Origin of the sequence: Streptomyces sp. LS1784, assembly GCF_020103755.1 — a bacterium.
In the GTDB taxonomy this organism is placed as follows: Bacteria; Actinomycetota; Actinomycetes; order Streptomycetales; family Streptomycetaceae; genus Kitasatospora.
The window spans coordinates 1-806 of the sequence record NZ_JAHSQD010001194.1; the positions used below are offsets into that span (position 1 = coordinate 1).

The following is an 806-nucleotide window of genomic DNA, read 5'->3' on the forward strand; positions in this document are numbered from 1 at the left end:
GACATCGCCGAACTGCTCGGCCTGCTCGCCGAGGGCCGCTCGATACGCCTGGTCGGCCAGGCCGGCTCGGGCCGCAGCGCGCTGCTGTCGGCCGTCGCCGAGGCCGCCGCCGACCTCGCCCCCGGCGGCGTGGTGCAGCTCTGCGGCCACCGCCGGACCGTTCCCGACCTGCTCCAGGACCTCTTCGCGGCCACCCACCACGCACCCGGCTACCGCCCCGACCCCGGGCAGCTGGCCGCCCACCTCGCCGAGGTCGGCGCGATCGTGGTGATCGACGCCGCCGAGCCCTCCGGCGCCGAGCTGGAGCAGCTGCTCGCCGCCGCCCCCGGCTGCGCCTTCCTGATCTCCGCCGCCCCGGACGGCCCGCCGCTGCCCGCCGGCTCCCGGCTCCAGGACCACCTGGTGGCCGGACTCTCCCGCTCCGCCTGCCTCGCCCTCACCGCCCGGCTGGCCGGGCGGCCGCTGGACGTGGCCGAGAAGGCCTGGGCGGTGGACCTCTGGTTCGAGTCCGAGGGCCTGCCGCTGCGCTTCGTCCAGGCCGCCGCGCTGCTGCGCCAGCGGGACGTCTCGGTGGACGCGCTGGTCGCCGCCGAGGACGACCGGATGGACGTCTTCGGAGCCGTCGACGATCTCGTCCACGACCCGGACCCGGCGATCCGGGAGAACGAGCTGCGCCGCACCGTCCCGCTGCCCTCGGTGGCGGAGACCGCCTCGCCCGCGGTCCGGCTCGCCGAGGGGCTGAGCGAGCCCGCGCAGGCCGTGCTGCGGCTCGCCGTCGCGCTCGGCGGCGAGTGCCCCACCGCGCC

The 806-nt window shown here is 78.0% G+C and carries 1 pseudogene; it reads left to right on the forward strand.

The features are described 5' to 3' along the window. Positions 1 to 806 (forward strand): annotated as a pseudogene (locus tag KS423_RS46495) (ATP-binding protein); the annotation flags it as partial.